At 65.6% G+C, this 27,000-nt stretch carries 20 protein-coding genes; 9 read left to right on the top strand and 11 right to left on the bottom strand.

Annotated features, from left to right (window positions below; genetic code table 11):
* Positions 1–69: 69 nt before the first annotated feature.
* The gene (ppa, locus tag U5A67_RS02260) at positions 70–600 is read right to left on the bottom strand and encodes an inorganic diphosphatase (RefSeq protein WP_205981145.1); all 531 of its coding nucleotides are present in this window, start codon (positions 598–600) and stop codon (positions 70–72) included.
* A 296-nt stretch (positions 601–896) separates the two neighbouring features.
* Between ppa and U5A67_RS02255 the strand changes: the two genes are divergently transcribed.
* From U5A67_RS02255 to U5A67_RS02245, 3 genes are all read left to right on the top strand, one after another.
* Positions 897–2,351: an aldehyde dehydrogenase family protein gene (locus tag U5A67_RS02255; protein WP_321814353.1), complete on the top strand. Its 1,455-nt coding sequence runs from the start codon at positions 897–899 to the stop codon at positions 2,349–2,351.
* Between the two features lie 37 nt (positions 2,352–2,388).
* The gene (locus U5A67_RS02250; protein WP_205981147.1) at positions 2,389–3,147 is read left to right on the top strand and encodes an SDR family oxidoreductase; all 759 of its coding nucleotides are present in this window, start codon (positions 2,389–2,391) and stop codon (positions 3,145–3,147) included.
* A gap of 170 nt (positions 3,148–3,317) precedes the next feature.
* Positions 3,318–4,637 (top strand): MFS transporter, encoded by a 1,320-nt coding sequence (locus U5A67_RS02245; protein ID WP_321814352.1) that lies wholly within the window; start codon positions 3,318–3,320, stop codon positions 4,635–4,637.
* A 105-nt stretch (positions 4,638–4,742) separates the two neighbouring features.
* Here U5A67_RS02245 and U5A67_RS02240 read toward each other — a convergent pair whose 3' ends face one another.
* Genes U5A67_RS02240 through hemC form a run of 3 tightly spaced genes read right to left on the bottom strand, consistent with a single transcriptional unit; the run spans position 4,743 to position 9,217 of the window.
* The gene (locus tag U5A67_RS02240; RefSeq protein ID WP_205981149.1) at positions 4,743–5,942 is read right to left on the bottom strand and encodes a heme biosynthesis protein HemY; all 1,200 of its coding nucleotides are present in this window, start codon (positions 5,940–5,942) and stop codon (positions 4,743–4,745) included.
* A gap of 3 nt (positions 5,943–5,945) precedes the next feature.
* Entirely contained in the window at positions 5,946–8,177 is a 2,232-nt protein-coding gene (gene hemDX / locus U5A67_RS02235; protein WP_321814351.1) for a fused uroporphyrinogen-III synthase HemD/membrane protein HemX, read from the bottom strand.
* On the bottom strand, positions 8,174–9,217 hold the full coding sequence (gene hemC, locus U5A67_RS02230; protein ID WP_205981151.1) for a hydroxymethylbilane synthase: 1,044 nt from the start codon (positions 9,215–9,217) through the stop codon (positions 8,174–8,176). The genes hemDX and hemC overlap by 4 nt, the downstream gene beginning before the upstream one ends.
* A 572-nt stretch (positions 9,218–9,789) precedes the next feature.
* Here hemC and ppc point away from each other — a divergent pair.
* The gene (ppc, locus tag U5A67_RS02225) at positions 9,790–12,840 is read left to right on the top strand and encodes a phosphoenolpyruvate carboxylase (RefSeq protein WP_415767687.1); all 3,051 of its coding nucleotides are present in this window, start codon (positions 9,790–9,792) and stop codon (positions 12,838–12,840) included.
* 133 nt (positions 12,841–12,973) lie between these two features.
* Here the strand turns inward: ppc and U5A67_RS02220 are convergent, their stop codons facing one another.
* Positions 12,974–13,738: a class I SAM-dependent methyltransferase gene (locus U5A67_RS02220; protein WP_321814349.1), complete on the bottom strand. Its 765-nt coding sequence runs from the start codon at positions 13,736–13,738 to the stop codon at positions 12,974–12,976.
* Between the two features lie 116 nt (positions 13,739–13,854).
* On the opposite strand from U5A67_RS02220, the gene U5A67_RS02215 reads away from it, so the two are divergent.
* The gene (locus tag U5A67_RS02215) at positions 13,855–14,685 is read left to right on the top strand and encodes a helix-turn-helix transcriptional regulator (RefSeq protein ID WP_205981154.1); all 831 of its coding nucleotides are present in this window, start codon (positions 13,855–13,857) and stop codon (positions 14,683–14,685) included.
* A 7-nt stretch (positions 14,686–14,692) separates the two neighbouring features.
* On the opposite strand, the gene U5A67_RS02210 is transcribed toward U5A67_RS02215, so the two are convergent.
* Positions 14,693–14,941, bottom strand: a complete 249-nt coding sequence (locus U5A67_RS02210) for a hypothetical protein (RefSeq protein WP_321814454.1) — start codon at positions 14,939–14,941, stop codon at positions 14,693–14,695.
* Between U5A67_RS02210 and argH the strand changes: the two genes are divergently transcribed.
* Together argH and U5A67_RS02200 are read left to right on the top strand one after the other, a co-directional pair.
* The gene (argH, locus tag U5A67_RS02205; protein ID WP_205981155.1) at positions 14,868–16,274 is read left to right on the top strand and encodes an argininosuccinate lyase; all 1,407 of its coding nucleotides are present in this window, start codon (positions 14,868–14,870) and stop codon (positions 16,272–16,274) included. The two genes, U5A67_RS02210 and argH, sit on opposite strands and share 74 nt — an antisense overlap.
* Positions 16,275–16,494: 220 nt before the next feature.
* On the top strand, positions 16,495–17,415 hold the full coding sequence (locus U5A67_RS02200; protein WP_205981156.1) for a bestrophin family protein: 921 nt from the start codon (positions 16,495–16,497) through the stop codon (positions 17,413–17,415).
* Between the two features lie 100 nt (positions 17,416–17,515).
* Here U5A67_RS02200 and U5A67_RS02195 read toward each other — a convergent pair whose 3' ends face one another.
* The 5 genes from U5A67_RS02195 to apbC form a co-directional block, all read right to left on the bottom strand.
* Positions 17,516–18,241, bottom strand: coding sequence for a lysozyme inhibitor LprI family protein (locus U5A67_RS02195; protein ID WP_321814348.1), 726 nt, complete (start codon positions 18,239–18,241; stop codon positions 17,516–17,518).
* 15 nt (positions 18,242–18,256) lie between these two features.
* Positions 18,257–20,536 carry an arginine/lysine/ornithine decarboxylase gene (locus tag U5A67_RS02190; protein WP_205981158.1) on the bottom strand — a complete coding sequence of 760 codons (2,280 nt, stop codon included), beginning with the start codon at positions 20,534–20,536 and terminating at the stop codon, positions 18,257–18,259.
* Positions 20,537–20,624: 88 nt separating this feature from the next.
* Positions 20,625–21,194 (bottom strand): dCTP deaminase, encoded by a 570-nt coding sequence (gene dcd / locus U5A67_RS02185; RefSeq protein ID WP_103701669.1) that lies wholly within the window; start codon positions 21,192–21,194, stop codon positions 20,625–20,627.
* A 271-nt stretch (positions 21,195–21,465) separates the two neighbouring features.
* Positions 21,466–22,002 (bottom strand): superoxide dismutase family protein, encoded by a 537-nt coding sequence (locus U5A67_RS02180; protein ID WP_205981159.1) that lies wholly within the window; start codon positions 22,000–22,002, stop codon positions 21,466–21,468.
* A gap of 228 nt (positions 22,003–22,230) precedes the next feature.
* Positions 22,231–23,319: an iron-sulfur cluster carrier protein ApbC gene (gene apbC / locus U5A67_RS02175; RefSeq protein ID WP_321814347.1), complete on the bottom strand. Its 1,089-nt coding sequence runs from the start codon at positions 23,317–23,319 to the stop codon at positions 22,231–22,233.
* A gap of 326 nt (positions 23,320–23,645) precedes the next feature.
* On the opposite strand from apbC, the gene U5A67_RS02170 reads away from it, so the two are divergent.
* Entirely contained in the window at positions 23,646–24,296 is a 651-nt protein-coding gene (locus U5A67_RS02170) for an OmpA family protein (protein WP_205981161.1), read from the top strand.
* Between the two features lie 532 nt (positions 24,297–24,828).
* A complete protein-coding gene (gene metG, locus U5A67_RS02165) occupies positions 24,829–26,973 on the top strand; it encodes a methionine--tRNA ligase (protein ID WP_321814346.1) in 2,145 nt (714 codons plus the stop codon).
* Positions 26,974–27,000: the final 27 nt, after the last annotated feature.

Here is a 27,000-nt window from a genome sequence, read left to right as displayed (position 1 = left end):
AAACCGCACGGCCTTGACGGCACGTGCGGTTTTTTTATCGGCAAAACTCGCGCTGAAACTCGCGGCAGCTTACTGCTTCTGCGCGTTTGCGAAGCCTTCCGTGATTTCCTTGTGAGCGGCTTCGATGCCTGCCCAGCCGTCGACCTTGACCCACTTGCCCTTTTCGAGCGCCTTGTATTGCTCGAAGAAGTGCTTGATCTGGTCCTTCAGGTACTCGGGCACGTCGTCCAGCGACTTGATGTTGGCCGTCATCGGGCAAACCTTGTCGTGCGGCACGGCGATCAGCTTGGCGTCGACGCCCGATTCATCCGTCATCTGCAGCATGCCGAGCGCGCGCGAACGCACGACCGAGCCAGCCAGCAGCGGGAACGGCGTGATCACGAGCACGTCGACGGGGTCGCCGTCGCCCGACAGCGTCTGCGGAATGAAACCGTAGTTGACCGGGTAGCGCATGCCGGTGCCGACGAAACGGTCGACGACGAGCACGCCCATTTCCTTGTCGGCTTCGTACTTGACCGGATCGCTTTGCGCCGGAATCTCGATGATGACGTTGAAATCTTGCGGCAGATCCTTGCCGGCGGGCACGTTTGCGAAGCTCATGAGCGCTCTCTGTTGAAAAGGGAAATAAGCGACAGTTGCACGGCGCGGCGGCACACGCGAGGCAAGCCACGCACTGCGCGCCGGCACGCAACCGGACGTTCGAGGTTGTCGGCCATTATAGCCAATCGGCCAGGGTGATTCCTGGTGCGGTCTGCAGTTACGATGAAGCGTCTCCTGAATTCGCGCGCGGCCCGGCCGCAAGTGGCGCGATAATGGGCCGGTCGGCGTTCGCCCGGCGCTCATCGCTCTCTGGCTTTCCCTTCAGGCGTTGTCCTCAACCTCAACGAGGCGCATGCATGGAAGAAGCAAGGCATTTCATCGGCGGCGCGTGGTGTGCGCCCGCCAGCGGCGAAACCCTCGCCGCGCTCGATCCCTCCACCGGCCAACCCTTCGCCCGGCTCGCACGCGGCAATGCCGCCGACATCGACGCCGCCGTTCGCTGCGCGCGCGCCGCCTATGAAGGCGCGTGGGGCGCGCTGTCTGCGGCGGAACGCGGCCGCCTGCTATTCGCGCTGGCGGCGCTGGTCACCCGCGACTCGCACATACTCGCGCAGCGCGAAGCGCAGGACACCGGCAAACCGCTCAAACAGGCCCGCGCCGATGCCGCCGCGCTCGCGCGCTACTTCGAGTTCTACGCGGGCGCCGCCGACAAGCTGCACGGCGAAACCCTGCCCTACCAGAACGGCTACACGGTGTTGACGATCCGCGAGCCGCATGGCGTGACCGGCCATATCGTGCCGTGGAACTACCCGATGCAGATTTTCGGCCGCAGCGTGGGCGCGGCGCTCGCGGCGGGCAACGCCTGCGTGGTCAAGCCCGCCGAAGACGCCTGCGTGTCGCTGCTGCACGTCGCCGCGCTCGCGCGCGAGGCGGGCTTGCCGCCGGGCGCGCTGAACATCGTCACGGGCTTCGGCCACGAAGCCGGCGCGGCGCTCGCGGCGCATGCGGGCATCGACCATATCTCGTTCACCGGCTCGCCGCAGACCGGCAAGCTGGTCGCCCAACTGGCCGCCGAACATCACGTGCCCGTCACGCTCGAACTGGGCGGCAAGTCGCCGCAAATCGTGTTCGCCGATGCCGTTTTCGACGCCGCCCTGCCCGTGCTGGTCGCCGCGATCGTGCAGAACGCCGGGCAAACCTGCTCGGCGGGCAGCCGCGTGCTGATCGAGCGCAGTGCGTACGCGCCGCTGCTCGACCGGCTCGCGGGCGCGTTCGAGCAACTGCGCGTCGGGCCGTCGGGCGCCGATCTCGACTGCGGCCCGCTCATCAGCGAGAAGCAGCGGCGGCGCGTGCGCGATTTCCTCGACGAAGCGCAGCGCGACGGCATTGCCGTGGCCGCGCGCGGCCGTCTGGACGCGAGCGCGCCCGATGGCGGCTTCTACGAAGTCCCCACGCTGTTGCGCGACGTGCCGCCGCAAAGCCGTCTCGCGCAGGAAGAAGTGTTCGGGCCGGTGCTCGCCGCCATGCCTTTCGACGATGAAGCGCAGGCGCTCGCGCTCGCCAACGGCACGCCCTACGGCCTGGTCGCAGGCGTCTGGACCCGCGACGGCGCGCGCCAGATGCGCATGGCGCGGCGCGTGCGCGCGGGCCAGGTCTTTGTGAACAACTATGGCGCGGGCGGCGGCGTCGAGTTGCCGTTTGGCGGTGCGCCCTCGGGCGGTGCGCGACAGTCAGGCCACGGCCGCGAAAAAGGCTTCGAAGCGCTCTACGGTTTCACCGTGCTCAAGACAATTGCGATCCGCCACGGCTGAAAGCACGTTTATCCGCCATCACAAAAACGGAGACACCATGCGACTCAAAGGCAAAACCGCCGTGGTCACGGGCGCCGGTTCGGGCTTCGGCGAAGGCATCGCCAAAACCTTCGCGCGCGAGGGCGCGAACGTCGTCATCAACGATCTGAACGTCGAATCCGCGCAGCGCGTGGCCAGTGAAATCGCGCTCGCGGGCGGCAAGGCCATCGCCGTGCAGGGCGACATCACGCGCGAGGCCGACTGGCATGCGCTGCGCGAAGCCGCCATCGACGACTTCGGCAGCGTCGACATCGTCGTCAACAACGCGGGCACGACGCATCGCAACAAACCGGTGATGGAGGTGAGCGAAGCCGAATTCGACCGCGTCTACGCCGTCAACGTGAAAGGCCTCTACTGGAGCGTGCGCGCCTTCGTGCCGCATTTCCGCGAGCGCGGCGGCGGCGCGTTCGTCAACATCGCCTCGACGGCGGGCATCCGGCCGCGGCCCGGACTGGTCTGGTACAACGGCAGCAAAGGCGCGATGATCGTCGCCAGCAAGGCGCTCGCCGCCGAACTCGGGCCGGACAACATCCGCGTGAACTGCGTGAATCCGGTGATCGGCGATACGGGTTTGACGGCGGAATTCATGGGCGTGCCCGACACGCCCGAGAATCGCCAGCGCTTTATCGCGACGATCCCGCTCGGGCGCTTTTCCACGCCGCAGGACGTGGCCAACGCCTGCCTTTATCTGGCTTCCGACGACGCCGCCTTCATCACCGGCACCTGTGTCGAAGTCGATGGAGGGCGCTGCGTGTAACCGCTCGCCAGCGCGCGTAAGTCCTTGACGTATTGGTGTTTTCCCGCGCCGCCCCGGCCTGGCGGCGCGTATAGAATGGTCGTGCTTGTCCACGTGATTTGTCCACGCACAGCCGCGATAACAAGACGGCAATACACGCAGGCCGAACCCGCGGCCCGCACGGAGACACCATGGCCAGTCCAGCGAATCACCTGCCGCACGCGGGCGCAGGCGCGCCCCTTCCCGCCTTCGAAGAAGCCACTTACCGCAAGGTCGCGTGGCGCCTGATCCCGCTCCTCATGCTCTGTTACGTGGTCGCCTATCTCGACCGCGTCAATGTCGGCTTCGCCAAACTGCAGATGAGCACCGCGCTCAATCTCTCCGACGCCGTTTATGGCTTCGGCGCAGGCATTTTCTTCATCGGCTACTTTTTGTTCGAAGTGCCAAGCAATGTGATCCTGCATCGCGTGGGCGCACGCGTCTGGATCGCGCGCATCATGGTCACCTGGGGACTCGTCTCGATCCTGACGATGTTCGTCACCACGCCAACGATGTTCTACGTGATGCGTTTCCTGCTCGGCCTGTGCGAAGCGGGCTTTTTCCCCGGCATCATTCTCTATCTGACGTACTGGTATCCGGCGCACCGGCGCGGGCGCATGACCACGTGGTTCATGACGGCCATCGCCTTGTCCGGGGTGATCGGCGGGCCGGTGTCGGGCTGGATTCTCAAGTCCTTCGATGGCGCGAACGGCTGGCAAGGCTGGCAGTGGCTGTTTCTGCTCGAAGGGCTGCCTTCGGTGATCGTTGGCGTGCTGGTGTTTTTCGTGCTGGACGACCGCATCGGCAACGCCAAATGGCTGACGCCCGAAGAGCGCGCGCTGCTCGAACGCAATATCGCCGCCGAGGACGCCACCAAGGAAGACCCGCCCCTGCGCACCGTGCTCACGAGCCCGCGCGTGCTGCTGATGAGCCTCACGTACTTTGCCTTCGTGATGGGGCTTTACGGCGTGAGTTTCTGGCTGCCGACCATCATCAAGGCGACGGGCGTGAAGGACGCCTTGTCGATCGGGCTGCTTTCGGCGATTCCGTTCGCGGCGGCGGTGATCGGCATGGTGCTGGTTGCGCGCAGCGCCGACCGCCGGCGCGAGCGGCGCTGGCATATCGCGATTCCGGCCGCATTTGGCGCGCTCGGTCTCGTGCTGTCGGTGACGTGGGCGCACGATACGGTGCTGGCGATGGCCGCGCTCACGCTCGCGACCATCGGCATTCTCACCACGCTGCCGCTGTTCTGGAGCCTGCCGACGGCCTGGCTCGCGGGCACCGGCGCGGCAGCAGGCATCGCGCTGATCAATTCGATCGGCAATCTTGCGGGCTTTTTGAGCCCGTATGCAGTGGGCTGGCTCAAGCAGGCCACGTCGGCCAACGACTCGGGCATGTATCTGCTCGCAGCGTGCATGATCGTCGGCGGTCTGCTGGCGCTGTGCGCGCCCGCGAAACTGGTGAACCGCTAACGCATACCGGTTTGCGCAGCCAAAGAATATGGCCGCTTTTCAGCGGCCATTTTTTATTGCGGCGGTTCATTGCAGCAGTTCATTGCGGCAACAGCGAACCAGGCATCAGACGATGTTCATCGCCAGCGCGCTTTCGCGGTAGTGCGTGGCCGCTTTGCCCGCGTCGCCCAGTTCCTCGTGCAGACGCGCGAGCGCGCGGTGCGAGCGGATCTTGAGCGGTTCGTTGCCGCTGGCGTTGGCCGACTTGAGCGCCGCTTCGAGGAAGGACTGCGCCTTGCCCCAAAGCTGCTGCTTCAGACACAGACGGCCGAGCGCGAACAGCAGATCGCCGTCTTCCGGGCGCTCCTTGCGCCACGCTTCCGCTTTTTGAATCAGCGGCAGCGCATCGTTGCCTGCGGTGTCCGGGTAACGGCGCAGCAGACGCGCATCCCAGTTCTGCGCCAGCGCTTCCTCGACGATCTTGCGCGCGTCGTTCTGGCGATCGAGCGCGATCAGCAGTTCGGCGGCGCAATCGGCCAGACGCGGCGAATGACGCTCGACCGGCGTGAGCGCATGCCAGAGTTCGAGCAGCGCATCGGCGTTATGACGACGCTCGCGCAGCAGGTTTTCCGCCGCCAGCTGACGCAGACGCACGGCCACGGCCGGATGCAGCGCCTCGCGCTTTTCCAGCGTCTTCACCAGCTTGAGCACTTCGCTCCAGTTCTTGAGCTGCTGCTGCGCGCGCAGCGCGATCTGCTGCGCGTGAATGCGGCGGCCGCCCTGGGTGCGCATTTCGGTGAGTGCGGCGAGTGCGCCGTCCGCGTCGCGGCCATCGGCGCGCATATCGGCGGTGGCCATCAGACGCGCTTCCTGCAGCTCGGGGTCTTCGACCTGGGTGAGCCATTCGTCGCGGCGCGCATATTCGTGCAGACGATGCGCGGCGTTCGCAGCGATCAGCCCGGCCGCGCCCTTGTTGTTTTCATCGGCGAGCGAATCGCGGGCGGCTTTTTCGGCGCGCGAGAAACGGCCCGCATAGAGATTGCCCACGGCGTCACGCAGCGCCGAATGCGCCTTTTCCTTGCGCGCACGCGCACGATAGGCGGCAACGCGGCGCGGCATCGTGACGATATTGCGCACGAAACGCAGGATCGCGTAGAGCAGCAAAAACGCCACGACGATGCCGACCACGAACAGGTTCAGCGAAACATCGACGCGATACGGCGGATAGACGAGCAGCACCTGCCCCGCGTCGAAGCGCCCCACGGTTGCGAGCGCCACGGCGACCGCGAAGAGGAGCGCGAGCCAGAGAAGTCCACGGATCGCCATGTCTTACCCCCGGCTCTTGTATTGCTGGATCGCCTTCAGGCTCTCGTCGAGCGTGGGCAGCGCGACCGCAGCCGAACCCGCGTCCACCTGCTTGAGCAGGTCGCGCACGTTCTGCGTTTCCTTCGACGCGCTGTCGAAGTAATGCGCGAGCGCGGCGTCGGCGGCGGCGAGGTCGGACTTGAGCGTGGCTTCGTTGCGCGAGAGCAGCGACAGGCGCGCGGACAGCAGCCGCAGCTTCACGTTCTCACGCACGAAATAGCCTTGATCGGGCGAGGCGAGCATGGCGTCGGCGTTATCGATGCGACGCACCTGCACGAGGCTGGCGATCTGCTGGCCGATGCCGGAAACGAAGGTGTCGAGCCAGGCCTTCCAGCGCGGCTCGCCGGTAGCGGCCGCGGTTTTCGCAACGTCGGTCGGCGTGGCGGCTTCCGGTTTGGTATGCGCGACGATCGCTTCGCCCGCGAGCGGCAGCTTGTCGATGGCGGCGAGCGCCGTGTCGAGCTTGATCGCCAGACCCGCGAGGTCGGTGGACGGCGCGGCCTTGAGCTTGTCGGTGTCCTGCGCGATGGCCTTGCGCACGGCGAGCGCCTGCGGGCTGTCCGAAGCGGCGAGGCGCGTGTCGGCGCTTTGCAGCGCGAACAGCGCGAGTTGCGTGTTGCCGGTCATTTGCAGCTGTTCGCTGGCGCTGGAGAGCATCTGGCCGACTTCGGCGAGGGTCCAGTCATCGCGGTTCTTCGCGAGATCGGCGTATTGCTGGGCGAGCGCCTGCTGCGAATTTTGCGCATCGGCGATCTTGCCTTCGAGCTGCGCCATCTGCTTGTCGATCTGCTGGGCGCTGGTGACGGCCTGATCGGCACGCGCGCGCAGCGCGGAAGTCTGCTGATCGGCAGCCTGCTGGCGCTGCGCGAGCGCCGCGTCCATGCGGTCGAGCTTGCGGTTGAGCGCGTAACCGCCCGCACCCGCACCGCCCGCGACCAGCACGATCACGAGCCAGAGGATCGCGGAACCTGCACCGCCGCGGCGCGCGTTCGCGCTCGCAGGCGGCGCCGATGCATACGACGATGCCGGGCGCGCATTCGAAGACGACGCTGACGAAGCACCAGACGAAGCACTGGAAGAAGAAGCGGCCGCCGCCGTCACAGCGGACGACGAAGCGGGCGTGGCGCCTGAGTTGGGAACGTGGCTGGAATCGTTCTGATCAGTCATGCGTGGTTGTGCCGGCGGCGAGGCCGGGATGTTCTGAACTGGTTGAGCCGCGGACTGCGCGGCTGAAGAACCATCGGAAGAAACCGAGGATGCCGACTGGGACGATGCGAGCCCGAGCAGCGTATCGACAATGCGTTCGTCGCCCGCGCCGGACACCGTAATCCTATCAAAACCCAATGAGCGCGCCGTCTCGGCGATCCGCGGATGGGGCGCGACCAGATGGGCATGGCGCAGCTCGACGATTTCGCCCGCCGTGAGGTGCTCGCGCGCGAGTTCGTCGAGATTGCGCACGCCTTCGGAGCTGGTCACGAGCCACGCGTGCGGCGCGCCTTCGAGCAGCGTGTGGATCGACGCCCACGCGCCGATCGGCGGCTCCGGCACGATGCGCCGGTAGGCGGCCACGGCTTCGACTTCGGCGCCCGCTTCGCGCAGGCGGTCGGCGAGCCATTCGCGCCCGCCGTCGCCGCGCACGATCAGCACGCGCTGGCCCGCGAAGGCGTTCTCGCCGAGCGTCTTTTCGAGCGCGGCGTAAAGCGATTCGGAGTCGAAGCGCGCGGGTTCTTCGTCGGCGGCTCCGGCCGGGCTGATGACGCGATGCGTGGGTGCGGCGACGCCGTGACGCGCGAGCGCCGCAACGCTGGCCGGACCGACGACCGCGACAGGCAGCGCGTGCGGCCAGATCGACGAGATCTCGCGATAGCAATCGAACGCGCGATCGACGGCATTCGGTGAAACGAACACCACCAGCGCGTAACGGTCGAGCGCGCCGAGCGCTTCGCGCAGCGGCGCGTCGTCGCGCACGGGCGCGATGGCGATGAGGGGAAAATCGAGCGGCTTCAGGCCGCGTGCGGCGAGCTGGGTCGCGAGCGTATCCGACTGACCGGCCGGCCGGGTTATGACGACCGAAAACGGTGCGCCGGTGTGAGCCTGGCGTGGTTCGGAATGCGCACCATCGGCGGGCCCGCGCCATTCATCGGGCTGGGCCGAACCGGGCGTGCCGTCGCGGCGCGGCTGCCAGGGGCTCGTCATTGTCCGCCCGTGCCGCTGTCTGTACCGCGCGACGACGGAGGCGCATTCGGCACGCGCTGCTCGTGCGCACCGGCTTCGGCCAGTGCGCGCACGATGTCGAGCGCGCCTTGTGCGATCAGATCGTCGGCGACCTTGCGGCCGAGCGCGACCGCTTCCGCTACCGTGGCGGGCGCGGCGGCTTCCTCGGCGGCCAGCACCTGGCTGGCGTTGGGCGTGGCGATCGTGCCGCGCAGCGCGAGCTTGCCGTCCTGCCACTGCGCGTAGGCCGCGAGCGGCACCGAACAGCTGCCGCCCAGGGCGCGCGAGACCATGCGTTCGGCCTCGACGGCCTTGGCGGTGGCGTCGTCGTGCAGCGGTGCGAGCCAGGCGGCGACATCGGCGCGATCGGCGCGAATTTCGATACCGAGCGCGCCCTGCCCCGCGGCCGGCAGACTATCTTCAGGCGAAAGCAGCGCACGGATGCGCGCGCCCAGACCCAGACGCTTGAGACCCGCGGCCGCCAGAATGATCGCCGCGTAGTCGCCGCGATCGAGCTTCGACAGACGGGTATCCAGATTGCCACGCAGCGGCTTCACATCCAGATGCGGATAACGCGCTCGGATCATCGACTCGCGGCGCAGACTGGAGGTGCCGACCACCGCGCCCGGCGGCAGCGCCGCGAGCGAGTCGTAGTCGTTCGACACGAAGGCGTCGCGCGGATCTTCGCGCTCCATGATGGCCGTGAGCGCGAAGCCTTCGGGCAATTCCATCGGCACATCCTTGAGCGAATGCACCGCCAGATCGGCGTGACCATCGGCCAGCGCCTGCTCCAGTTCCTTGACGAAAAGACCCTTACCGCCGACTTTCGACAGCGTACGATCGAGAATTTGATCGCCTCGGGTCGTCATTCCCAGGATTTTCACGTCGCAGGATGGATATAATTTGTGCAGCGCAGCTTGCACATGTTCGGCCTGCCACATTGCGAGGCGGCTCTCCCGCGAAGCGATGACCAGCGTACGCGGTGTGGCCGACATGGGCGTAGATAACGTCTCGGAATTCATGGCAAGCACATCGAATGACGGGTTCGAAAAAAACAGAATCGGATAACAGGCAATGTTAGCACGCGCCCCTTTTTCCGCCTGCCCGATGGGCGATATGAGGCGGCAGAAGCGGTGGTAAAACCGCGGTCGTAGAACCGGCGTGTGCGGCGGCAAGGAAGAGACCGGGCTTCGAGCAGAAGCCGTGTGCCCCATTCACGTCCTCGCACTGCGTGCGGCGACGCCGTCCAGCAAAGCCTGCGCCCGGCGCCTCGTTCGATGTCGCGCATTCAGGATGGCTTGCCCATCCGCTCCAGGTTGCACCGAAGTAGCGTCGAAGTACCTGAGTCGCGGTCCCGGCCGCGTCCATGCAGTTGGCAGTCCCGCACCACCTGTCCATCCCCTGATGTTGGTTCGAGTTGGGACGTTCGTGCCCGATTTTGGCCCATGCAGGGCAATTGCTGGCTAGTCTTGAGGAAAACATCGTGAAGTCTTCCGGATCGGCGCGCGCACAGCGCCGCAACAACGCATCGCAGAACGCATCTTCCGCAGCACAGGCGCAGGCGGAACAATCCACTGGCACGAAGACCACGACCATCACACAAGCCTCGACCGCCTCGAAAACCGCAACGCGCAGCGTGAGCGAATCCGCTGCGCCGAAGGCCGCGAAGGCAGCCAAGGCGCTGAAGGCCGCGAAAGCCGATAAGACCGATAAGGCCGTGAAAGCGCCGAAGGCCGAAAAAGCCGCCAAGGCCGACAAGCCCGCGAAGGCGCTCAAGCCCGCCAAGGCACCGAAGGCCGCCGCCGCGGTGCGCAATGGCCGCGCACGCGACGACAAGGACCAGCCGCTGTTCGAAGACATCCGCTATCTGGGCCGCTTGCTCGGCGAAGTGGTGCGCGAACAGGAAGGCGACGAAGTGTTCGACGTGGTGGAAACGATCCGCCAGACCGCCGTGCGTTTTCGCCGCGAAGACGACAGCGCCGACGCGCTCGCCCTGGAAAAGCAGCTGCGCGCGCTCTCGCCCGAGCAGACCGTGAGCGTCGTGCGCGCCTTCAGCTACTTCTCGCATCTCGCGAATATCGCCGAAGACCGCCATCGCAATCGCCGCCGCCGGATTCACGATCTGGCGGGTTCGGCGCCGCAGGCCGGCACCATCGCGCATTCGCTCGAACGCCTGGCGCAAGCCGGCGCGGCCGCCACGCCCGTGCTCCAGCAGTTCTTCAACGACGCGCTGATCGTGCCCGTGCTCACCGCCCACCCGACCGAAGTGCAGCGCAAGAGCACGCTCGATTCGCAGCACGATGTCGCGCGCCTGCTGGCCGAACGCGACCAGCCGCTCACGCATCGCGAACTTGAGCAGAACGAAGCATTGCTGCGCGCACGCGTCACCTCGCTGTGGCAGACGCGCATGCTGCGCGACGCGCGCCTGACTGTCGGCGACGAAATCGAGAACGCGCTCTCGTACTACCACACGACCTTTCTCACCGAGATCCCCGCGCTGTACGGCGAGATCGAAACGCAACTGAAGGAACACGGTCTGTCGGCGCGTCTGCCCGCGTTCTTCCAGATGGGTAGCTGGATCGGCGGCGACCGCGACGGCAATCCGAACGTCACCTCGGCCACGCTCGAAGAAGCCAGCGAGCGTCAGGCGCAGGTGATCCTGCAGCACTACCTCGACGAAGTGCACAAGCTGGGCGCGGAGCTGTCCGTGTCGAATCTGCTGGCCGGCGCGAGCGACGAACTCAAGGCGCTGGCCGAAGCCTCGCCCGACCAGTCGCCGCATCGTGTGGACGAGCCGTATCGCCGTGCGCTGATCGGCGTGTACACGCGTCTGGCCGCCAGCGCCCGCGTGCGTCTGGGCGAAGGCGTGGTGGCCGTGCGCAGCGCAGGCCGCGGCGTGACGCCCGTGCGTGCGACGCCTTACGCCGATGCCGCCGAATTCTCGCGCGATCTGCGCGTGCTGATGGATTCGCTCGCCGAACATCACGGCGCGTCGCTTGCCACGCCGCGTCTCGCGCCGCTGTTGCGCGCGGTCGAAGTGTTCGGCTTCCATCTGGCGTCGATCGACCTGCGCCAAAGCTCGGACATCCACGAAGCCGTAATCACCGAACTGCTTGCGCGCGCAGGCGTTCAGGCCGATTACGCCGCGCTCTCCGAAGAAGACAAGCAGATCGTCCTGCTCGCGCAACTGGCCGATCCGCGCACGCTGCGCTCGCCGTATCTCGACTATTCCGATCTCGTGAAGAGCGAGCTGGGCGTGCTGGAAATGGCGCGCGTGACGCGCGAGAAGTTCGGCGCGCGTGCGGTGCGCAACTACATCATCTCGCACACCGAAACGGTTTCCGACCTGCTGGAAGTGATGCTGCTGCAAAAGGAAACCGGCCTGCTGCACGGCCGCCTCGGGCACGCGGAAGATCCCGCCAAGGCCGCGCTGATGGTGATTCCGCTGTTCGAAACGATTCCCGACTTGCGCCACGCGTCGGGCATCATGCGCGATCTGCTGGCGCTGCCGGGCATCGACGGTATCGTCGAGCATTGGGGCAACGAGCAGGAAATCATGCTCGGCTATTCGGACAGCAACAAGGACGGCGGCTTCCTCACCTCGAACTGGGAACTGTATCGCTCCGAACTCGCGCTGGTCGCGCTCTACAAGGAACGCGGCATCACGCTGCGGCTGTTCCATGGACGTGGAGGCACGGTCGGTCGCGGAGGCGGCCCGACCTATAACGCGATTCTTTCGCAGCCGCCGGGCACGGTCGACGGCCAGATCCGCCTGACCGAGCAAGGCGAAGTGATCGCCTCGAAGTTCGGCAATCCCGAGATCGGCCGCCGCAATCTGGAAACGGTGATCGCCGCGACGCTCGAAGCGACGCTGCTGCCGATGGGCAAGGACGGCGGCAGCAACGAGCCGGATCAATTGCCCGCGTTCGAAGAGACGATGCAAAAGCTCTCCGACGATGCGATGGCCGCGTACCGTTCGCTGGTCTACGAGACGCCGGGCTTCACCGACTACTTCTTCGCCTCGACGCCGATCACGGAAATCGCCGAACTCAACATCGGCAGCCGTCCGGCTTCGCGCAAGCTGCAGGACCCGAAGAATCGCAAGATCGACGATCTGCGCGCGATTCCCTGGGGCTTCTCGTGGGGCCAGTGCCGCCTGCTGCTCACGGGCTGGTATGGCTTTGGCAGCGCGGTGTCGGCGTATCTCGACGAAGCGGGCAGCGAGGCCGAGCGCACGCGCCGTCTGGCCATGTTCAAGAAGATGTACAAGAGCTGGCCGTTCTTCGCGAACCTGCTCTCGAACATGGACATGACGCTGGCGAAAACCGACCTCGCCGTGGCGTCGCGCTACGCGCAACTCGTGACCGACAAGAAACTGCGCAAGCACGTGTTCGAGCGCATCGTGGCCGAGTGGGACCGCACGACGAAGGTGCTCGACGAGATCACCGGTTCGAACGGCCGTCTCGCCGATAACCCGCTGCTCGCGCGTTCGATCAAGAACCGCTTCCCGTATCTCGATCCGCTCAATCACTTGCAGGTCGAGCTGATCAAGCGCTACCGCGCCGGCGACCCGAGCCCGCGCGTGCGCCGCGGCATTCACCTCACGATCAACGGGATCGCGGCTGGGTTGCGGAATACGGGTTAAGTTGGCGTCTTGCCCGGAAAGCCTCGCAGATCAACGATCTGCGGGGCTTTTTTGTTTTCAGGGCAATGCCGAGATTCACGAGATGCCGAAATCTGATGCTGAATCGCCTCAGATCAGTCATCACGGCGTACCCTCACCCCCGCCGCGCCGCCTCGATCATCAACGCATCGAGCTTGAAAGACCCATCGGCTTTCACGTCGAAATACTGCTTCACCTCGTCGGGCGCGCTCGTCCACATCGAGCGGATCGCCGTCACACGCTCCGCTGGCGTGCGCATGCGCGCCACCCACGTATCGAAGTCGATATCGATGCGCCAGCGCTCGCTCACCTTCGCATCGAAACCCGCGCGATCGAGCATCGCGACCCACTCGTCGGCGCGATAGTCGCGGATATGCGAGGCATCGCGCAGCACTTCCACGGCCTGGATATGCGTGTCGAAAAGCGGATCGTCGATGCCCGCGATATCGATGAACTTGAGCCGGCCGCCCGGCTTGAGCACGCGATGCACTTCGGCCAGCGCGCGCGGCACGTCGCGCCAGTGATGCGCGCTCATGCGGCTGATCGCCCAGTTGAACGAAGCATCGGCGAACGGCAAGGCTTCGGCCGCGCCCTGCTGCGTGCGGATGCTGGCAAGGCCGCGCTCTTTCGCGGCGGCTTCGACGGTCGCGAGCATCTGCGGGGCGATGTCGTAGGCCACCACGTCCTTCACATGCGGCGCGACGGCGAAACTCGCGTGCCCGGCGCCGCAGCCCATGTCCAGCACCGTCGCATTGCCGCAGGTCGCCGCGAAGGTCGCGGCGAGGTTGTCCAGATCGGCGCCGCTCGCGTGGACCTGGCTCGTGAGGTAGGCGGCGGCGGTCGAACCGAAGGCGTCGGCAACCTGATCGTGATGTTTCATCGCATGCTCCTGTTTGTGGGGACGATTTCGAAGGGGACGCCGCTACAATAGAGCCCCATCTGTACCAGTACAAGTTAAGCAGTTATTCTGGTATCAACAGCACCCGCCCCCGTTACATGAGCACCGATACCCCCGCACCGGCCCACGACGCCGGTTCCGCGAAGACCCTCGACGCCACGCCCGCACGCGCGCTCGGCGAATTTATCCGCGCCCACCGCGAGCGGCTTTCGCCCGAAGAAGTCGGCCTGCCGCCGGGCCCGCGCCGCCGCACGCCCGGCCTGCGCCGCGAGGAAGTCGCGCAGCTGTGCGGCGTCAGCCCCACCTGGTACACGTGGATCGAGCAAGGGCGTCCGGTTTCGGCATCGGCGGACGCGCTCGCGCGCATTGCCGTCGCGCTGCGCCTGTCGCGCGCCGAACGCGCCTATCTGTTCGAGCTGGCCGCCCAGCGCGACCCGGCCGAACCCGATGCGCCCGGCGCCGGCGCCGCGCCCGAAACGCTGCTGCAAACCGTGCAACTCGTGGATGCGCCCGCCTACGTGCTCGATCGCCAGTGGACGGCGCTCGCCTGGAATGCCCACGCCGCCGATCTCTTCACCGGCTGGCTCGACGGCGATCACGACCGCAATCTGCTGCGTTTCACCTTCACCGAGCCGCTCGGGCGCGAGTTGATCGTCGATTGGGAAACGCGTGCGCGCCGTCTGGCCGCCGAATTCCGCGCCGATTCGATCCGCCATTCGAGCGACGCGCCCACGCGCGCGCTGGTCGATTCGCTGCTGGCCACGAGCGACGAATTCGCCCGCTACTGGGGCTCGCAGGACGTGTTCGAGCGCGAAGGCGGACGGCGCGAATTCAATCATCCGCGCCACGGCCGCATCGCCTACGACCAGATCACGTTCAAGCCCGCGCACCGCGAAGACCTCAAGTTGGTCGTGCTGGTGCGGCTTTAAGCGCCCTTCAGGCACGTTCCGGCAATAACGCGCGCGCCAGGCGCCCCAGGGTACGGCGCGCGCCGATGGTAAAATCGTCAACTTTCCCGCTGCGCGCGGCGCTCAGGCGGCCTTTCCGGCTGCGTTTGAAGCGCCCTGCTGCGCGGCACGCTTTTTCACCTGCTCGCTCAAGCCCCATCACCATGACGTCCCAACTGCACAAAAAAGGCGAAGCCTGGTCGGCTCGCTTCTCCGAACCCATGTCGGAGCTGGTCAAGCGCTACACGTCGTCGGTCTTCTTCGACAAGCGTCTGGCGCTCGTCGACATCGAGGGCTCGCTCGCGCACGCGTCGATGCTGGCCGCGCAGAAGATCATCTCCGCCGACGACCTCGCCGCAATCCAGGGCGGCATGGCACAGATCAAGGGCGAGATCGAGCGCGGCGAATTCGAGTGGAAGCTCGACCTCGAAGACGTGCACCTGAACATCGAAGCGCGCCTGACCGCGCTGATCGGCGACGCCGGCAAGCGCCTGCACACCGGCCGCTCGCGTAACGACCAGGTCGCGACCGATATCCGCCTGTGGCTGCGCGGCGAAATCGACCGCATCGGCGGACTGCTGGGCGATCTGCGCGGCGCGCTGCTGGACCTCGCCGAGCAGCACGCCGGCACCATCATGCCGGGCTTCACCCACCTGCAGGTGGCGCAGCCGGTCACCTTCGGCCATCACCTGCTCGCCTACGTCGAAATGTTCTCGCGCGACGCCGAACGCATGGTCGACTGCCGCAAGCGCGTGAACCGTCTGCCGCTGGGCGCGGCCGCACTCGCCGGCACGAGCTATCCGATCGACCGCTTCGCCGTGGCGAAAACGCTGGGCTTCGACGGCATCTGCGCGAACTCGCTCGACGCCGTCTCCGACCGCGACTTCGCGATCGAATTCACGGCTGCGGCGGCGCTCGTCATGACGCACGTGTCGCGCTTCTCGGAAGAACTGGTGCTGTGGGTGAGCCCGCGCGTCGGTTTCATCGATATCGCCGATCGTTTCTGCACCGGCTCGTCGATCATGCCGCAGAAGAAGAACCCGGACGTGCCCGAACTCGCGCGCGGCAAGACCGGCCGCGTGAACGGCCATCTGATCGGCCTGCTCACGCTGATGAAAGGCCAGCCGCTCGCGTACAACAAGGACAACCAGGAAGACAAGGAGCCGCTGTTCGATACCGTCGATACGGTCGCGGACACGCTGCGCATCTTCGCGGAAATGGTCGCGGGCATCACGGTCAAGGCCGATGCGATGCGCGCCGCCGCCCTGCAAGGCTTCTCGACGGCCACCGATCTGGCCGATTACCTCGTGAAGAAGGGGCTGCCGTTCCGCGACGCGCACGAAGCCGTCGCGCATGCCGTGCGTATCTGCGTGGACCGCAACTGCGATCTGGCCGACCTCACGCTCGACGAAATGCGCAGCGAACTGCCGGCCGTGGCGCATCTGCTGGCCGAAGACGTATTCGAAGTGCTGACGCTGGAAGGTTCGGTGTCGGCGCGTAACCATCCGGGCGGCACCGCGCCGGAACAGGTTCGTGCAGCAATCGTGGCGGCACGCGCAGCGCTGAAGTAAGCCACTTACCCGCTCAACGCTCTGCAACGGGGCGCGCGACGATCACCGTCGCGCGCCCCGTTTTTTTGTGCGGACGCGAAACGGCGGGCTGTACCCGCCCCAAAATGTGGGAAGTGTGCGCCTGCAGCAAACCGACGCGCGGCTATGATTTTTTGCAGAAGCAACCCGCGGCATCGTATCGTTGCAGGGTTGCCCGTCCGGCCCAGACCAGCACGCACACATGATCGTCCGACCTCATCTCAACTGGTTCCGCATGCTGCTCGCGTGGCGCGGTTCCGTCCTGCCGCAACTGCTGCCGCGCCTCTTTATCGTCCTGTGCCTGTCGTTCGTCGCGGTCGCCGCGCACGATCACATCCTGCGCGTGACGGTCAATCTGAGCACCGTGCCGTTTTCGCTGATCGGCATTGCGCTGGCTGTGTTTCTCGGCTTTCGCAATAACGCGAGCTACGACCGCTACTGGGAAGGCCGCAAGCTCTGGGGGCAAATGCTCAACGAAACGCGCTCGCTCGCGCGCCAATCGCTGGCGCTGGTGCAAGGCGACGACGCCGTCGAGCGCGCGCGCCCATTCGTCGCCCTGCTCTGCGCATTGCCGCATGCGCTGCGCCATCAGTTACGCCACACCGACCCGCGCGCCGATCTCGAATCGCGTCTGCCGCGCGACGTGTTCGAGCGCGTCATGGCCTCGCGCTACCGGCCGATGACGCTCGTGCTTTGCGCTTCGGAATGGCTGCGCGCCGAAGTGCGTGCAGGCCGCGTGGACAGCTACGCCGTGCTCGCTTTCGAGCGCAATCTGAACGGGCTGTCCGATGTGATCGGCGGCTGCGAGCGGATCGTCTCCACGCCGCTGCCGTTCGCCTATACGGTGATGATTCACCGCACCGTGTACTTCTTCTGCGCGCTGCTGCCGTTCGGTCTGGTGGACAGCATCGGCGCGCTTACGCCGGTTTTCGCGGTGTTCGTCGCCTATGCGTTCATGGCGCACGAAGCGATCGCTTCGCAGATTGAAGATCCGTTCGGCACCGAGGACAACGATCTCGCGCTCAACAACATGTCGATCGGCATCGAAGCGGCGCTGCACGATCTGCTCGGCGATCCCACCACGCTGCCGGAAGCCGTGCCGGGCCAGTGCGTGCTCGATTGATCGAAGCCTGGCCTGCCGACTGGCACGTCTGGCACCCCAAATGAAACAGGCGTGATCCGCAAGGATTCACGCCTGTTTTTTTATCGATGCACGCAACGCATCAACGGTTGTTGACGGTCTCCGACAAACGCTTGAGCGTCGCCAGTCGCGCGCCCAGCAGATCGAGCCGCGCACGTTCGTCGATGAGCGGCGTCGTCGCGTCGCGATACGCCCGCCACGCCGACTGCGCGCGCGCCACGGCCGACCGCGCATGCTTCGGCATACGCGCGTACAGCTGACGGTAGTAGCGGTTCAGGTCGTAGCTCACGTGCTCGCAGCGCGCATCGGCGCTACAGGCGCGTGCGCGCACGGGCTTGTCGGCCGCCGTGGCGAGCGAGCCGCGCAGCGCCTGCGCACGGTCGCGCACGGGCTGCAGACGCATATCCGCTTCGTAAAGCTGATACGACGAACCGCTCGACGTCGCGAACGCGGCGCCGAGCATGGTGTCCTCGGCATCGCGCCACGCCACCCACTTCTGCTGGCTCGCGCGCCAGCGCCGCTGCTGCGCGGGCGGCGTCTTCGCCACGAGTTGCGCGAGCGCCGCGTCGGCGGCGGCGCGCCAGGCCGTGCGGGCGTCGTCCATACACTGGACCTGGCCCGCCGTCGAGGAACGGTCCGCGCGCGCGAGACACGCACGCATACCCGCGTCGATTGGATCGGCCGCCGAAACTTCGGCGTGTGCCAGCCCCGGCGCCAGCGCGGTTGCCAGCCCCGTTACCAGCACCGCAGCCAGCGACCACGCCGACACCAGAGAACGCACCGACCTGCGCAAAAGCCGCACCGTCATGCCGCGTGTCCTCGCTTACACCCGCACGCAATCCACGAAGTACTCGATGCGGCCGTTGATGGTCTCGCCCACGAGTCCGTGGATATCGGTGTGGAAGCCCGGGAAGCGCTCGTTGAATTCGCGCGCGAACTTCAGGTAGTTCACGATCGTCTTGTTGAAGCGCTCGCCCGGAATCAGCAGCGGAATGCCCGGCGGATAAGGCGTGAGCAGGATCGACGTCACGCGGCCTTCGAGTTCGTCGACCGGCACGCGATCGATCTCGCGGTGCGCGAGCTTGGCGAACGCGTCGGACGGCTTCATCGCCGGTTCCATCGTCGACAGATACATCTCGGTCGTCAGACGCGCGATGTCGTTGGCGCGGTAGACGCTGTGGATCTGCTGGCACAGATCGCGCAGGCCCACGCGCTCGTACATCGGATGCTGCGCGACGAATTCCGGCAGCACGCGCCACAGCGGCTGGTTGGCGTCGTAGTCGTCCTTGAACTGCTGGAGTTCGGTGACCATCGAGTTCCAGCGGCCCTTGGTGATGCCGATCGTGAACATGATGAAGAACGAGTACAGACCGGTCTTCTCGACGATGATGCCGTGCTCGGCCAGATACTTCGTGACGATGGCGGCCGGAATACCGGTTTCGCCGAACTCGCCGTCCACGTCCAGACCCGGCGTGACGATGGTCGCCTTGATCGGGTCGAGCATGTTGAAGCCTTCCGCCAGCGCGCCGAAGCCGTGCCAGTGGTCGTTCGGACGCAGGACCCAGTCGTCGCGCGAGCCGATGCCTTCTTCGGCCAGCTCGTCCGGGCCCCAGACCTGGAAGAACCAGTCGTCGCCGTATTCGGCGTCGACCTTGCGCATCGCGCGGCGGAAGTCGAGCGCTTCGGCGATCGATTCTTCGACCAGCGCCGGGCCGCCCGGCGCTTCCATCATCGCCGCGGCCACGTCGCACGAGGCGATGATCGCGTATTGCGGCGAGGTGGACGTGTGCATCAGATACGCTTCATTGAAGCGGTGACGGTCGAACGCGCTGTCTTCCGAATCCTGCACGACGATCTGCGAAGCCTGCGAGATGCCGGCCAGCAGCTTGTGCGTCGAGTGCGTCGCGAACACCAGCGCCTTGGTACGCGGACGGCCCGCGCCGATCGCGTGCATGTCCTGGTAGAACGCGTGGAATTCGGCGTGCGGCAGCCAGGCTTCGTCGAAGTGCAACGTGTCGAGCATGTCGCCGAGCAGATCCTTGATCATTTCGACGTTGTAGATCACGCCGTCATACGTGCTTTGCGTGATCGTCAGAATGCGCGGCTTGAGGTTCGGGTTCTTCTCGAGCGCTTCGCGCGCGAACGGATTCGCCTCGATCTTCTTGCGGATGTTTTCCGGCTTGAACTCGTCGCGCGGAATCGGGCCGATGATGCCGAAGTTGTTGCGCGTCGGCGTGAGGAACACGGGGATCGCGCCCGTCATCGTGATCGCGTGCAGGATCGACTTGTGGCAGTTGCGGTCCACCAGCACGATGTCGCCCGGCGCCACCGTGGCGTGCCAGACGATCTTGTTCGACGTGGACGTGCCGTTGGTCACGAAGAACACGTGGTCGGCGCTGAAAATGCGCGCGGCGTTGCGCTCCGAAGCCGCCACCGGGCCGGTGTGGTCGAGCAGCTGGCCGAGCTCTTCCACGGCGTTGCAGACGTCGGCGCGCAGCATGTTTTCGCCGAAGAACTGGTGGAACATCTGGCCAAGCGGGTTCTTCAGGAACGCGACGCCGCCCGAGTGACCCGGGCAGTGCCACGAGTAGGAACCTTCGTCGGCGTACTGCACCAGTTCCTTGAAGAACGGCGGCGCGAGCGCGTCCAGATACACCTTCGCTTCGCGAATCACGTGACGCGCGACGAATTCCGGCGTGTCCTCGAACATGTGAATGAAGCCGTGCAGCTCACGCAGGATGTCGTTGGGCAGATGGCGCGAGGTGCGCGTTTCGCCGTACAGGAAGATGGGGATGTCGGCGTTGCGCTTGCGCACCGCTTCCATGAACGCGCGCAGCGCGACGATCGCGGGCGCGTGTTCGGGCGCTTCGCCATCCGCACCTTCGACGTAGGGCAGCAGTTCATCGTCGTCGATCGACAGGATGAAACACGCGGCGCGGCTCGACTGCTGCGCGAACGAGGTGAGGTCGCCGTAGCTCGTCAGCCCGAGGACTTCCGCGCCCTCTTTCTCGATGGCTTCGGCGAGTGCCCGGATGCCGGAACCCGAGATGTTCTCGGAGCGAAAGTCTTCGTCGATGATGACGACGGGAAAGCGAAACTTCATGGGCGAATCTCCAAAAGAAACGACCGCTGCATGTAACGCGCAGCGGTCCCCGTATGTCGTAAATCCAGTGGGTTAAGTGCGCTCGAACTCAGGTCTTGGGCAGCGTGACGCCGTGCTGGCCTTGATACTTGCCGCCGCGATCGGCGTAAGACACTTCGCAGACCTCGTCGCTCTCGAAGAAGAGCACCTGGGCCACGCCTTCGTTCGCGTAGATTTTGGCAGGCAAAGGTGTCGTATTCGAGAATTCGAGCGTGACGTAGCCTTCCCACTCGGGTTCGAACGGCGTGACGTTCACGATGATGCCGCAGCGCGCGTAGGTGGACTTGCCCAGACACACCGTCAGGACGCTGCGCGGAATGCGGAAATACTCGACCGTGCGGGCCAGCGCGAACGAATTCGGCGGAATGATGCAGACGTCGCCCTTGAAGTCCACGAACGACTTTTCGTCGAAGTTCTTCGGATCGACGATGGTCGAGTTGATGTTCGTGAAGATCTTGAATTCGTCGGCGCAGCGAATGTCGTAGCCGTAGCTGGAGGTGCCGTAGCTGACGATCTTGCGGCCGTCTTCCGACGTACGGATCTGGTCGCGCGCGAACGGCTCGATCATGTTCTGCTCTTCGGCCATGCGCCGGATCCACTTGTCGGATTTGATTGCCATGTTGCTCGCTGCGGTCCAGTAAAAAAACGGGGAACGAAAAGGTAAATGCAAGAAAAACGCGTGCAGGGCCGGCCTGCGCCCGCTCAGGGCCGTCGGGCCGTGGCGGTGCCTTGCGAACTTGCGAAAGGCGCCTATTTTACGCGATGTGAGTCGGTGTGCCTGGAAGTGCGCTTCAGTGGCGCACCAGCGGTTTCCACAGGACGGCTCGCGGCCGCTCCAGCGCGCGCCGCAGCGGCCAATGACGGCCGCCTGCTCGCAACGTATTCGCCGCTTATTGCGCCTTGATCACGCCACAGGCCATGGCCGCGCCGGTGCCGCGCTGCGGGTAGGCGTACGGGTCGATGGCTTCGTGATGCACGATCACGGCGCGTTGCAGCACCGAGCGCACGCCGTCGAGCGACACGTCCGTCGCGACGATAAAGCCGCTCGCGACGCCGTTGGAATCCGCGTGAATATTGCCGAGGTCGCCCGCCACGCGCGCGCCGGACTTCAGGCGTTCGGCGGCTGGCGCGAACACCGCGCCCGCGCTGGTGGCATCGGCGGCGTTGCAGTCGCCGCGCTCGTGCACCTGCAGCGCATGGTCGGAATCGGGCGGCAGGCCGGCCAGGTTGTAGCTCACCTGCACGCCGTCCGAATGCTCGACGAACGACACGGTGCCGCGCACCTGATTGCCGACGGTGGGCTGAAGCTGCGCGCCCGCACGCTTGTCCTGCTGGCCCATGAAGCTCGTGCAGCCGCCTAGCAGCGCACATGCAACCACGGCCAGCACGACTGCGTTCCCCGCCTGCCTGTCGTTTCCTTTACCCATGCGATCCTCTTGCCGGCGCACGGCCGCCCCTTGCGGCCGTCGATCCGGACCCATGAATCCCACATGATACCGCGCAGGCGCCCCGCCGCGAGCCCTGTGTGCCCCTCGAACGCCCCTAAATGCGCGCAAAAACACACGCCGCGGGCCCGGTGATGCAAGGCGCACGCGGCGTGCCTTCAAAGTTGACGCAAAAGTGTCGCAAAAGCGCCGTAAAAACGGCGCAAGCGATCAGGTGTTCTGCACGACGATGGTCGGGAATTTCGAGCTCATGTCGCGCGAACGCTCGGCGATCTGGATCGCCACGCGGCGCGCGATTGCCTTGTACGTCGCGGCGACGGCGCTGTCCGGCGCGGCCGCAACGGTGGGCGCGCCCGAATCGGCCTGTTCGCGGATCGACATATCGAGCGGCAGGCTGCCCAGCACCTCGACGCCGTACTCCTTGCCCATGCGCTCGCCGCCGCCCGCGCCGAAGATATGCTCGGCGTGACCGCAGTTCGTGCACACGTGCACGGCCATGTTTTCGACGATGCCGAGAATCGGAATGCCCACCTTCTCGAACATCTTGAGGCCCTTCTTGGCGTCCAGCAGCGCGATGTCCTGCGGCGTCGTCACGATCACGGCGCCCGTGACCGGCACGCGCTGCGACAGCGTCAACTGGATGTCGCCGGTGCCCGGCGGCATGTCGACCACGAGATAGTCGAGTTCGCGCCAGTTCGTCTGCCGCAGCAGCTGTTCGAGCGCGGAGGTGGCCATCGGGCCGCGCCAGACCATCGGATTGTCCTGATCGACGAGAAAGCCGATCGAATTGGCCTGCACACCATGGCCTTCGAGCGGGTTCATCGACTGGCCGTCCGGCGATTCGGGGCGACCGCTGATACCCAGCATCATCGGCAGCGACGGGCCGTAGATGTCCGCATCGAGCACGCCCACCGATGCGCCTTCGGCCGCCAGCGCCAGCGCCAGATTCACGGCGGTCGTGCTCTTGCCGACCCCGCCCTTGCCCGACGCCACGGCGACAATATTCTTCACATTGGGCAGCAGCTTCACACCGCGCTGCACCGTATGCGCGGTCACCTCGAAGCCCACCGTCACGCGGCTCGCCTTCACGCCCGGCACCGCCGCGAGCGCGTTCGCCACCTGCGTGCGGATCGCTTCGTAGCGGCTCTTCGCCGGATAGCCGAGCACGATCTCGACGTCAACCGTTTCGCCGTCGATCGCGACGTTGCGCACGCCCTTGGCCACCGTGTAAGGACGGCCCGTGTCCGGGTCCTTGAGGGCCGCCAGGGCCGCGTCGACCAATGCCCGATCAATGCTCATTGAAACTCCGTGGGGATAAACGATCCGGCGCGCCGCACGCCCCGTGGGGTGCCGCTCTGACGCCGTAAATCGAAAGAAATTGTTAAGCTGGATTGCGCAAATACCCGCGGCAAGGCACGCTTCGCGGCAGCAGCGTTTTCGCGCCAGGCCAGTGCTTGTCAAGCGGTCGTCGAGCAACTATCAACTAGATGCGCGACGTCTCGCCACAGCGCTCAAGCCGCCATTGTAGTAGCTGCTGCCGCACGCCGTCCGATGACCCTGAAGCCTGTCGGGGACGGTCGTTGTCACATTGCAGCCTTTCCGTTCACTCAAGAGAGGATTGAAAAATGAACACAAAAACCTTGACCCGTCTGTCCGTCTTCGCTGTCGTCGGCGCGCTCGTCGCCGGCTGCGCAACCCAGCAGGGCACCAACACGGCCGTCGGCACGGGCGTCGGCGCGGGTACGGGCGCCGCGATCGGCGCGATCTTCGGCGGCGGCAAGGGCGCGGCGATCGGCGCGGGTGCAGGCGCGCTGGTCGGCGGCATCACCGGCTACAACTGGCAGGCCATCCACAACAAGCTGTCGGGCGCCACCAAGGGCACCGGCACGCAGATCACCGAGCAGCCGGACGGCTCGCTCAAGCTCAACATTCCGAGCAACGTGACCTTCGACACCAACAGCTACGCGATCAAGCCGTCGTTCGCGCCGGTGCTCGACCAGGTCGCGCAGACGCTGCAGCAGAACCCGGAAGTCGTCGCGCAGGTGGTGGGCCATACGGATAACACCGGCCAGCCGGCGTACAACCAGACGCTGTCGGTCAACCGCGCGCAGAGCGTGGTCAACTACCTGGCAGGTCGCGGCATCCCGATGCAGCGCATGGCAGCCGAAGGCCGCGGCGACACCCAGCCGATCGCCGACAACAGCACGGAAGCCGGCCGCACCGCCAATCGTCGCGTGGAAATCTATCTGCGTGCGACGGCGCAGCATCAGCAGTAATGGCTTGATGTCGTGATGCCGGCGCCGCAACGCTCGATCGGGCGACGCCGGTAAAACAGCGACAGGACAAACGGGACGGCCGCACAGCCGTCCCGTTTGCATTGGCGATGCCCATGTGGCGCGCAGGCGCTGCTGCCGCAAAGGCTCGCCGCACGGCCTTCGCGGACAATTTCAGACAATCGAAAAAAATTTCGAACTCTCGCGAAATAGCGCGGTCTGTCTTTACGGTACGTGTGCGGTCATGCCGCCGCGTCACCATTCTCCTCTTGTCGTTGTTGCTCCGGGGCCAATCTGCCCCGGTTTTTTTTGCCCGCATTTTCGATGCGTTGTGCGCCCTGCCTGCGCCCTGCCTGCGCCCTGCCTGCGCGCAGGCCGCCCTCGCCGATCCAGCCCGCATCGCTGCAGAACACACTGCACCGCACACAGCACAACGCGCGACGCCACGCGAGCGCCCCGCCGGAGCCCGAACGCGCCGTGCGCCCGCCCTGCTAAAATCGCGGTTTCCCCCGCAACATCGGACGTCCAACCACTTATGTCAGCATCCGCCACCGACCTCGCCGCCGGCGCATCCAGCGTCCAGAGCGGCCGCCAGATTCTCGTCACGTCTGCTCTGCCGTATGCGAACGGCCAGATCCACATCGGCCATCTGGTCGAGTACATCCAGACGGACATCTGGGTCCGTGCGCTGCGAATGCATGGCCACGAGGTCTATTACGTCGGTGCCGACGACACCCACGGCACGCCCGTCATGCTGCGCGCCGAAAAAGAAGGCCTCACGCCGCAGCAGCTGATCGCGCGCGTCTGGCAGGAACACAAGCGCGACTTCGACAGCTTCGGCATTTCCTTCGACAACTACTACTCGACCGATTCGGACGAAAACCGCGTCCTGTCGGAATCGGTGTATCTGGCGCTCAAGGAAGCGGGTCTGATCGAGACGCGCGATATCGAGCAGGCCTACGATCCGGTCAAGAACATGTTCCTGCCGGACCGCTTCATCAAGGGCGAGTGCCCGAAGTGCGGCGCGAAGGATCAATACGGCGATAGCTGCGAAGTGTGCGGCTCGACCTACGCACCGACCGATCTGAAGAATCCGTACTCGGTGGTCTCGGGCGCTACGCCCATCCGCAAGACCTCGACGCACTACTTCTTCCGTCTTTCCGACCCGCGCTGCGAGCAGTTCCTGCGCGGCTGGGTGGCGGGTCTGGCGCAGCCGGAAGCGACCAACAAGATGCGCGAGTGGCTGGGCGACGCGGGCGAATCGAAGCTCGCCGACTGGGACATCTCGCGCGATGCGCCCTACTTCGGCTTCGAAATTCCGGGCGCGCCGGGCAAGTACTTCTACGTGTGGCTGGACGCGCCGGTCGGCTACTACGCGAGCTTCAAGAATCTGTGCGAGCAGCGCGGCCTGAACTTCCAGGACTGGGTCAAGCCGGGCACGAAGACCGAGCAGTACCACTTCATCGGCAAGGACATCCTGTATTTCCACACGCTGTTCTGGCCGGCGATGCTCGAATTCTCGGGTCACCGCACGCCCACCAACGTGTTCGCGCACGGCTTCCTGACGGTGGACGGCGCGAAGATGTCGAAGTCGCGCGGCACCTTCATCACGGCCGAAAGCTACATCACCACGGGCCTGAACCCCGAGTGGCTGCGCTACTACTTCGCCGCGAAGCTCAACAGCACGATGGAAGACCTCGACCTGAACCTCGAAGACTTCCAGGCGCGCGTGAACAGCGATCTGGTGGGCAAGTACATCAATATCGCCAGCCGCGCCGCGGGCTTCCTGATCAAGCGCTTCGAAGGCCGCGTGCAGGACAGCGCGATGAAGCATCCGCTGCTCGAACAGTTGCGCGCCGCGATCCCGCAGATTGCTGCGCACTACGAAGCACGCGAGTACAGCCGCGCGCTGCGTCAGACGATGGAACTGGCCGACGCAGTCAACGGTTACGTCGATACGGCCAAGCCGTGGGAACAGGCGAAGGACCCGGCCAACGCCGTGGCGCTGCACGAGTCGTGCAGCGTGAGCCTCGAAGCGTTCCGCCTGCTGTCGCTCGCGCTCAAGCCGGTGCTGCCGCAACTCGCGCAAGGCGTCGAGCAGTTCCTCGCGATCGAGCCGCTCACGTGGGCCGATGCCGGCCGCGCGCTGTCGTCGCAGCAGCCGATCAACGCGTACAAGCATCTGATGACGCGCGTCGATCCGAAGCAACTGGAAGCGCTGCTGGCCGCCAACCGCGATTCGCTGCAGGCGACCGACGCACCCGCCGCTGCCGCCGACGCGAACAAGAAGTCGAAGGCATCGAAGGAAGCGAAAAAGCCCGCTGCCGATGAAACGCCGGAAGTCATCTCCATCGACGATTTCGCGAAGATCGATCTGCGCGTGGCGCTGATCGTCGACTGCAATATCGTCGAGGGTTCGGACAAGCTGCTGCAACTCACGCTCGACGTGGGCGAAGAGAAGACGCGCAACGTGTTCTCGGGCATCCGTTCGGCCTACAAGCCGGAAGACCTCAAGGGCAAGCTCACGGTGATGGTCGCGAACCTCGCGCCGCGCAAGATGAAGTTCGGCATGTCCGAAGGCATGGTGCTCGCCGCTTCCGCCGCCGACGAGAAGGCCGAACCGGGCCTCTACATCCTCGAACCGCATAGCGGCGCCAAGCCGGGCATGCGCGTGCGTTAAGCGCCCGCTCGCTGGCCTGACGTAAAA

Source organism: Paraburkholderia sp. J69-1, from assembly GCF_905220255.1.
Lineage (GTDB): Bacteria > Pseudomonadota > Gammaproteobacteria > Burkholderiales > Burkholderiaceae > Paraburkholderia.
This window is presented reverse-complemented; position numbering and strand designations above follow the sequence as displayed.

Bases quoted from the DNA above. Each gene is read 5' to 3' on its own strand.
- ppa (WP_205981145.1), bottom strand. From the start codon at position 600: ATGAGCTTCGCAAACGTGCCCGCCGGCAAGGATCTGCCGCAAGATTTC.
- U5A67_RS02255 (WP_321814353.1), top strand. From the start codon at position 897: ATGGAAGAAGCAAGGCATTTCATCGGCGGCGCGTGGTGTGCGCCCGCC.
- U5A67_RS02250 (WP_205981147.1), top strand. From the start codon at position 2,389: ATGCGACTCAAAGGCAAAACCGCCGTGGTCACGGGCGCCGGTTCGGGC.
- U5A67_RS02245 (WP_321814352.1), top strand. From the start codon at position 3,318: ATGGCCAGTCCAGCGAATCACCTGCCGCACGCGGGCGCAGGCGCGCCC.
- U5A67_RS02240 (WP_205981149.1), bottom strand. From the start codon at position 5,942: ATGGCGATCCGTGGACTTCTCTGGCTCGCGCTCCTCTTCGCGGTCGCC.
- hemDX (WP_321814351.1), bottom strand. From the start codon at position 8,177: ATGACGAGCCCCTGGCAGCCGCGCCGCGACGGCACGCCCGGTTCGGCC.
- hemC (WP_205981151.1), bottom strand. From the start codon at position 9,217: ATGAATTCCGAGACGTTATCTACGCCCATGTCGGCCACACCGCGTACG.
- U5A67_RS02220 (WP_321814349.1), bottom strand. From the start codon at position 13,738: ATGAAACATCACGATCAGGTTGCCGACGCCTTCGGTTCGACCGCCGCC.
- U5A67_RS02215 (WP_205981154.1), top strand. From the start codon at position 13,855: ATGAGCACCGATACCCCCGCACCGGCCCACGACGCCGGTTCCGCGAAG.
- argH (WP_205981155.1), top strand. From the start codon at position 14,868: ATGACGTCCCAACTGCACAAAAAAGGCGAAGCCTGGTCGGCTCGCTTC.
- U5A67_RS02200 (WP_205981156.1), top strand. From the start codon at position 16,495: ATGATCGTCCGACCTCATCTCAACTGGTTCCGCATGCTGCTCGCGTGG.
- U5A67_RS02195 (WP_321814348.1), bottom strand. From the start codon at position 18,241: ATGACGGTGCGGCTTTTGCGCAGGTCGGTGCGTTCTCTGGTGTCGGCG.
- U5A67_RS02190 (WP_205981158.1), bottom strand. From the start codon at position 20,536: ATGAAGTTTCGCTTTCCCGTCGTCATCATCGACGAAGACTTTCGCTCC.
- dcd (WP_103701669.1), bottom strand. From the start codon at position 21,194: ATGGCAATCAAATCCGACAAGTGGATCCGGCGCATGGCCGAAGAGCAG.
- U5A67_RS02180 (WP_205981159.1), bottom strand. From the start codon at position 22,002: ATGGGTAAAGGAAACGACAGGCAGGCGGGGAACGCAGTCGTGCTGGCC.
- apbC (WP_321814347.1), bottom strand. From the start codon at position 23,319: ATGAGCATTGATCGGGCATTGGTCGACGCGGCCCTGGCGGCCCTCAAG.
- U5A67_RS02170 (WP_205981161.1), top strand. From the start codon at position 23,646: ATGAACACAAAAACCTTGACCCGTCTGTCCGTCTTCGCTGTCGTCGGC.
- metG (WP_321814346.1), top strand. From the start codon at position 24,829: ATGTCAGCATCCGCCACCGACCTCGCCGCCGGCGCATCCAGCGTCCAG.